General features: G+C 55.9%; 3 protein-coding genes and 1 pseudogene. All 4 read left to right on the plus strand.

All coding sequences use genetic code 11. From position 1 onward, the window contains the following. A pseudogene (locus AB5Y90_RS02390) lies at positions 1-182 on the plus strand (IS4 family transposase); the annotation flags it as partial. Positions 183-543: 361 nt separating this feature from the next. After that, on the plus strand, positions 544-2,007 hold the full coding sequence (gene guaB, locus AB5Y90_RS02395; RefSeq protein WP_005345006.1) for an IMP dehydrogenase: 1,464 nt from the start codon (positions 544-546) through the stop codon (positions 2,005-2,007). A gap of 84 nt (positions 2,008-2,091) precedes the next feature. Then, on the plus strand, positions 2,092-3,681 hold the full coding sequence (guaA, locus tag AB5Y90_RS02400) for a glutamine-hydrolyzing GMP synthase (protein WP_206874993.1): 1,590 nt from the start codon (positions 2,092-2,094) through the stop codon (positions 3,679-3,681). Between the two features lie 379 nt (positions 3,682-4,060). After that, positions 4,061-4,333: a hypothetical protein gene (locus AB5Y90_RS02405; RefSeq protein WP_058059063.1), complete on the plus strand. Its 273-nt coding sequence runs from the start codon at positions 4,061-4,063 to the stop codon at positions 4,331-4,333. Positions 4,334-5,050 lie beyond the last annotated feature (717 nt).

Raw genomic sequence — 5,050 nt, forward strand, 5'->3', positions numbered from 1 at the left:
TAGAGAGAACGATCAAGGTCAATACCAGCAAGAGCCGAACCTATTCGTTCTTTCGGCAAGGGGTCATCTATTACCAGTTGCTACCTAAAATGAAAGAAGCCAATGCGGTCTTGTTGATGGATAAATTTATCTACTACCTGAAGCAACACCGCTTATATACCCGCACACTTGGAATTATTTGAGTCTCTAAAAATGAGGGGATCTCTGAGGTCGCCGCGAGGGCAAGAGACAATACAAGGACACAAAACAAGGGGAGGGGGGTCAGAGGCCGCTTGCCCCCTGAGCCCTTGTCGATCATCCCGTTGCATGGGGGTTGGGCTGCGTCGACACCTACCGGTTTTGCATAAATCACCGGTTAGCCAACTCTTTTGCCCCGAAATGGCGCTTTTCGTACTGATAATCTTGGTTTTTTGGCGTTTTGGCCGCCTAAAAGAGGGCTATGCCATAAAAAATTCAAAAAACTTCTTTACCAGTGACCAATGCGTGAGTAAACTTCGTCGGCAATATTTTACACCCCCACTTCCTCAACGGTGAGATATTGCCATGCTCAGGATTGCCAAAGAAGCGTTAACCTTCGACGATGTACTGTTGGTTCCCGCCCACTCCGAAGTTCTTCCCAATACTGCCGATCTGCGTACCAAGCTGACCTCCGCCATCAGCTTGAACATCCCGATGATCTCCGCTGCCATGGACACAGTGACCGAAGCCCGTCTGGCTATCGCACTGGCCCAGGAAGGCGGTATCGGCTTTATCCACAAGAACATGTCCATCGAGCAGCAGGCTGCCGAAGTGCGCAAGGTCAAGAAGTACGAGAGCGGCGTGGTCACTGACCCCGTCACCGTGCGCCCTGACATGACCATCGCCCAAATCAAGGAGCTGAGCCACAAGAACGGCTTCGCCGGTTACCCTGTGGTGACTGACGGCAATCAGCTGGTCGGTATCATTACCGGCCGTGACGTGCGCTTCGTGATTGACCTCTCCCAGACCGTTGAACAGATCATGACCCAGAAAGATCGTCTGGTCACCGTGCGTGAAGGGGCCCCTCGTGAAGAGGTGGTTGCCCTGATGCAAAAGCACCGTATCGAAAAAGTGCTGGTGGTGAACGGCGACTTCAAACTCAAGGGCATGATCACCGTTAAAGATTTCCAGAAAGCCGAGCGCAAGCCCCACGCCTGTAAAGATGACAAGGGTCGTCTGCGGGTCGGTGCTGCGGTCGGTGCCGGTGCCGGCAACGAAGAGCGCGTCGCCGCGCTGGTGGAAGCTGGTGTTGACGTGCTGCTGATCGACTCCTCCCACGGCCACTCTCAGGGTGTGCTGGATCGCATCAAGGCCACTCGCGACGCCTATCCGGATCTGCAGATCATCGGTGGCAACGTCGCTACCGCCGCGGGCGCCAAGGCGCTGGCTGCTGCCGGTGTCAATGCGGTCAAGGTCGGGATCGGCCCGGGCTCCATCTGTACTACCCGTATCGTGACCGGCGTGGGCGTGCCCCAGATCACTGCCATCTCCGACGCCGTTGACGCGCTGGAAGGCACCGGTATTCCGGTTATCGCCGACGGCGGCATCCGCTTCTCCGGCGACATCGCCAAGGCCATCGCCGCGGGCGCCAGCTGCGTCATGGTCGGCTCCATGTTCGCCGGTACCGAAGAAGCGCCGGGCGAGATCGAGCTCTATCAGGGTCGCTCCTTCAAATCCTACCGTGGTATGGGTTCCCTGGGCGCCATGTCCAAAGGCTCCAGCGACCGCTACTTCCAGACCGACAACGCCGCCGACAAGCTGGTGCCGGAAGGCATCGAAGGTCGCGTGCCGTACAAGGGTCGCCTCAAAGAGATCATCCATCAGCAGATGGGCGGCCTGCGCTCCTCCATGGGCCTGACCGGCAGCGCCACCATCGATGACATGCGCACCAAGGCTGAATTCGTGCGCATCTCCGGCGCCGGGATGAAAGAGTCCCACGTCCACGATGTGACCATTACCAAAGAAGCCCCCAACTATCGGATGGGCTGATAAAACGGGGCCCTGCGCCCCGTTTTTCCACCCTTTTTTTATCCCGTGCCCTTTGTGACAACATCAGCCTGATGCAGGAATAAAATGACTAAAGACATTCACCAGCACCGTATCCTTATCCTCGACTTCGGTTCCCAGTACACCCAGCTGATCGCCCGCCGCGTGCGCGAAATCGGCGTCTACTGCGAACTGTGGGCCTGGGACGTAACCGAAGAGCAGATCCGCGAATTCAATCCGAGCGGCATCATCCTCTCCGGCGGCCCCGAGTCCGTCACCGAAGCTGGCAGCCCGCGCGCCCCCGAGTATGTGTTCAACGCCGGTGTCCCTGTGTTTGGGATCTGCTACGGCATGCAGACCATGGCCGAGCAGCTGGGTGGCAAGGTGCAATCCTCTACCGAGCGTGAATTCGGTTACGCCAAGGTGGAAGTGCTGGGCGAAGCTGGCAAGAGCAGCGCCCTCTTGCGCAACATCGAAGATGCCATCGCCGACAATGGCAATGCCCTGCTGGATGTCTGGATGAGCCACGGTGACAAGGTCACCACCATTCCGGCCGACTTCACCACCATCGCCCGGACCCCGACCTGCCCGCACGCGGCCATGGCCAACGAAGCCAAGCGCTTCTATGGCGTGCAGTTCCACCCGGAAGTGACCCACACCCGTCAGGGTGCCCGCATGCTGGAGCACTTCGTCAAAGACATCTGCGGCTGCGAATGCCTCTGGACCCCGGCCACCATCATCGACGACGCCGTTGCCCGCATCCGCGAGCAGGTGGGGGACGATGAAGTGATCCTCGGTCTCTCCGGCGGTGTCGACTCCTCCGTGGTTGCCATGCTGGTGCACCGCGCCATCGGCGATCGCCTGACCTGCGTCTTCGTGGACAACGGTCTGCTGCGTCTGAATGAAGGCGAGCAGGTGATGGAGATGTTTGGCGATCACTTTGGTCTGAACATCATCAAGGTTGAAGCCGAAGAGCGCTTCCTCTCTGCCCTGGCCGGTGTTGACGAGCCGGAAGCCAAGCGCAAGATCATCGGCCGCGTCTTCGTCGAAGTGTTTGATGATGAAGCGAAAAAGCTGAAAAACGCCAAGTGGCTGGCGCAAGGCACCATCTATCCGGACGTTATCGAATCTGCTGCCAGCAAGACCGGTAAGGCCCACGTCATCAAGTCTCACCACAACGTCGGCGGCCTGCCGGAAGAGATGAAGATGGGTCTGGTCGAGCCGCTGCGCGAGCTGTTCAAAGACGAAGTGCGCCGCGTTGGCCTCGAGCTGGGTCTGCCCTACGACATGCTCTACCGTCACCCGTTCCCGGGTCCGGGTCTGGGCGTGCGCGTTCTTGGCGAAGTGAAGAAAGAGTACTGCGATATCTTGCGCCGCGCCGATGCCGTCTTTATCGAAGAGCTGCGCAAAGCCGACCTCTACAACCAGGTCAGCCAGGCGTTCGCCGTGTTCCTGCCGGTGCGCTCCGTTGGCGTCATGGGCGATGGTCGCAAATATGACTGGGTTATTGCCCTGCGCGCCGTCGAAACCATCGACTTTATGACCGCCCACTGGGCACATCTGCCGTACGACTTCCTCGGTCACGTATCGAATCGCATCATCAACGAGATCAACGGTATCTCCCGCGTGGTGTACGACGTCTCCGGCAAGCCGCCTGCAACTATCGAATGGGAATAAGCGGCTCGCGCCCTTCTGCCCTTCGAGCATAAAAATGCAAAAAGACGCCCTTGAGGCGTCTTTTATTTTCTCAATCGTTTGCGCCACATATCTTCTTTTTTCGAGCAGCTTTTTTGCCACCTTGCCCCTGTCATATGTGACAGGGGCATTTTTGCCATCTCGCACTAGGCTCTCTCATGCCAATTGAGCCCGCTGTCAACAGCGGCTCGTGGCTGGGGGGACGGCTGATCCAGTTGCAGATAGCTGCGCAAATTTGCCCATCGTTATCGCGCCAACCGGCAGTGATGACACCCCGGTGGAGACCGGAAACCACTTGAATCAACGGGGCGCAGCCCGAACGGCCAAACGAGTCGGGATCATAGAGCACGGAGAGTTTGATATGTCAGAACAAGCAGTGTTGGTGGGTGGATGGACCGCATATCACAAGCTGACCGCCGAGGATCAGGCGGTATTTGATCAGGCGCTGAAAGGATTTGTCGGGGTGCAGTACGTACCCTTTGAAGTCTCCACTCAAGTGGTGGCTGGCATCAACTACCGCTTCAAGTGCAAGAGCACTGTGCCGCTTGCCAAACCGATCCATGGCGAAGCCGTGGTACAGATCTTCAAATCACTGGACGGGGATGCCCATATCACCTCCATTACCCCGATTTGATTGGGTGGTGGAGCAAGGTGGGGAGGGGGAATAACCTCAAACCTGTTTGCTTCAATGCCTGAAAATAAGAAAGACGCCTTAGGGCGTCTTTTCTTTATAAACGATTCGGTACCGCGGATATGAGGTCGGTATTTGTACTTGTTGATTAATTTGTTGATCTTGCTCAGGAAACTATCATCATCCTCTTTTGTTTATCTGCCTTGCTCACTAGGATATCCGTCTGGATATGGCCTATTTGGAGTCACCAATAAATCAGAGCAGAGACATCGCGTTGATCAAAAGCAGCAAACCAGATGCTGTCTGGCGGTAGCTTGGAGCGATGCAAGCGCATCACGGTACTGGTTTGTTCACGCTGGTGTAGTTTGGTGGAGCGTTGCCATGGCTGACTCATAAGCTGTTTTTTATACATTGGTAATATAATGATTTTTTTTGAGGTGGTGATGAAGATAAAGCGGAGTTATACGCAGGGCGGGAGCACACTTTGTTGATATTTTAACCAAAGAATAACTGAGCCCGATAGTCGTCATTCCAGCCGGCTCTTTTTAGCTTGGGAAGGTGCGAATAAGCGGGGAAATTCTTCTCGGCTGACTCAGTCATTTCATTTCTTCATGTTTGAGCCGATTTTTTTCTCCCGTAAATGCCTTGAATCAGCCTATTTAGACCGTTTCTTCGCCATTTAAGGCGTTATTCCCAGTTTTTAGTGAGATCTCTCCCACT

It is taken from the genome of Aeromonas sp. R4-1 (assembly GCF_040908325.1).
GTDB classification, from domain to species: domain Bacteria; phylum Pseudomonadota; class Gammaproteobacteria; order Enterobacterales; family Aeromonadaceae; genus Aeromonas; species Aeromonas veronii.

Bases quoted from the DNA above. Each gene is read 5' to 3' on its own strand.
- guaB (WP_005345006.1), top strand. From the start codon at position 544: ATGCTCAGGATTGCCAAAGAAGCGTTAACCTTCGACGATGTACTGTTG.
- guaA (WP_206874993.1), top strand. From the start codon at position 2,092: ATGACTAAAGACATTCACCAGCACCGTATCCTTATCCTCGACTTCGGT.
- AB5Y90_RS02405 (WP_058059063.1), top strand. From the start codon at position 4,061: ATGTCAGAACAAGCAGTGTTGGTGGGTGGATGGACCGCATATCACAAG.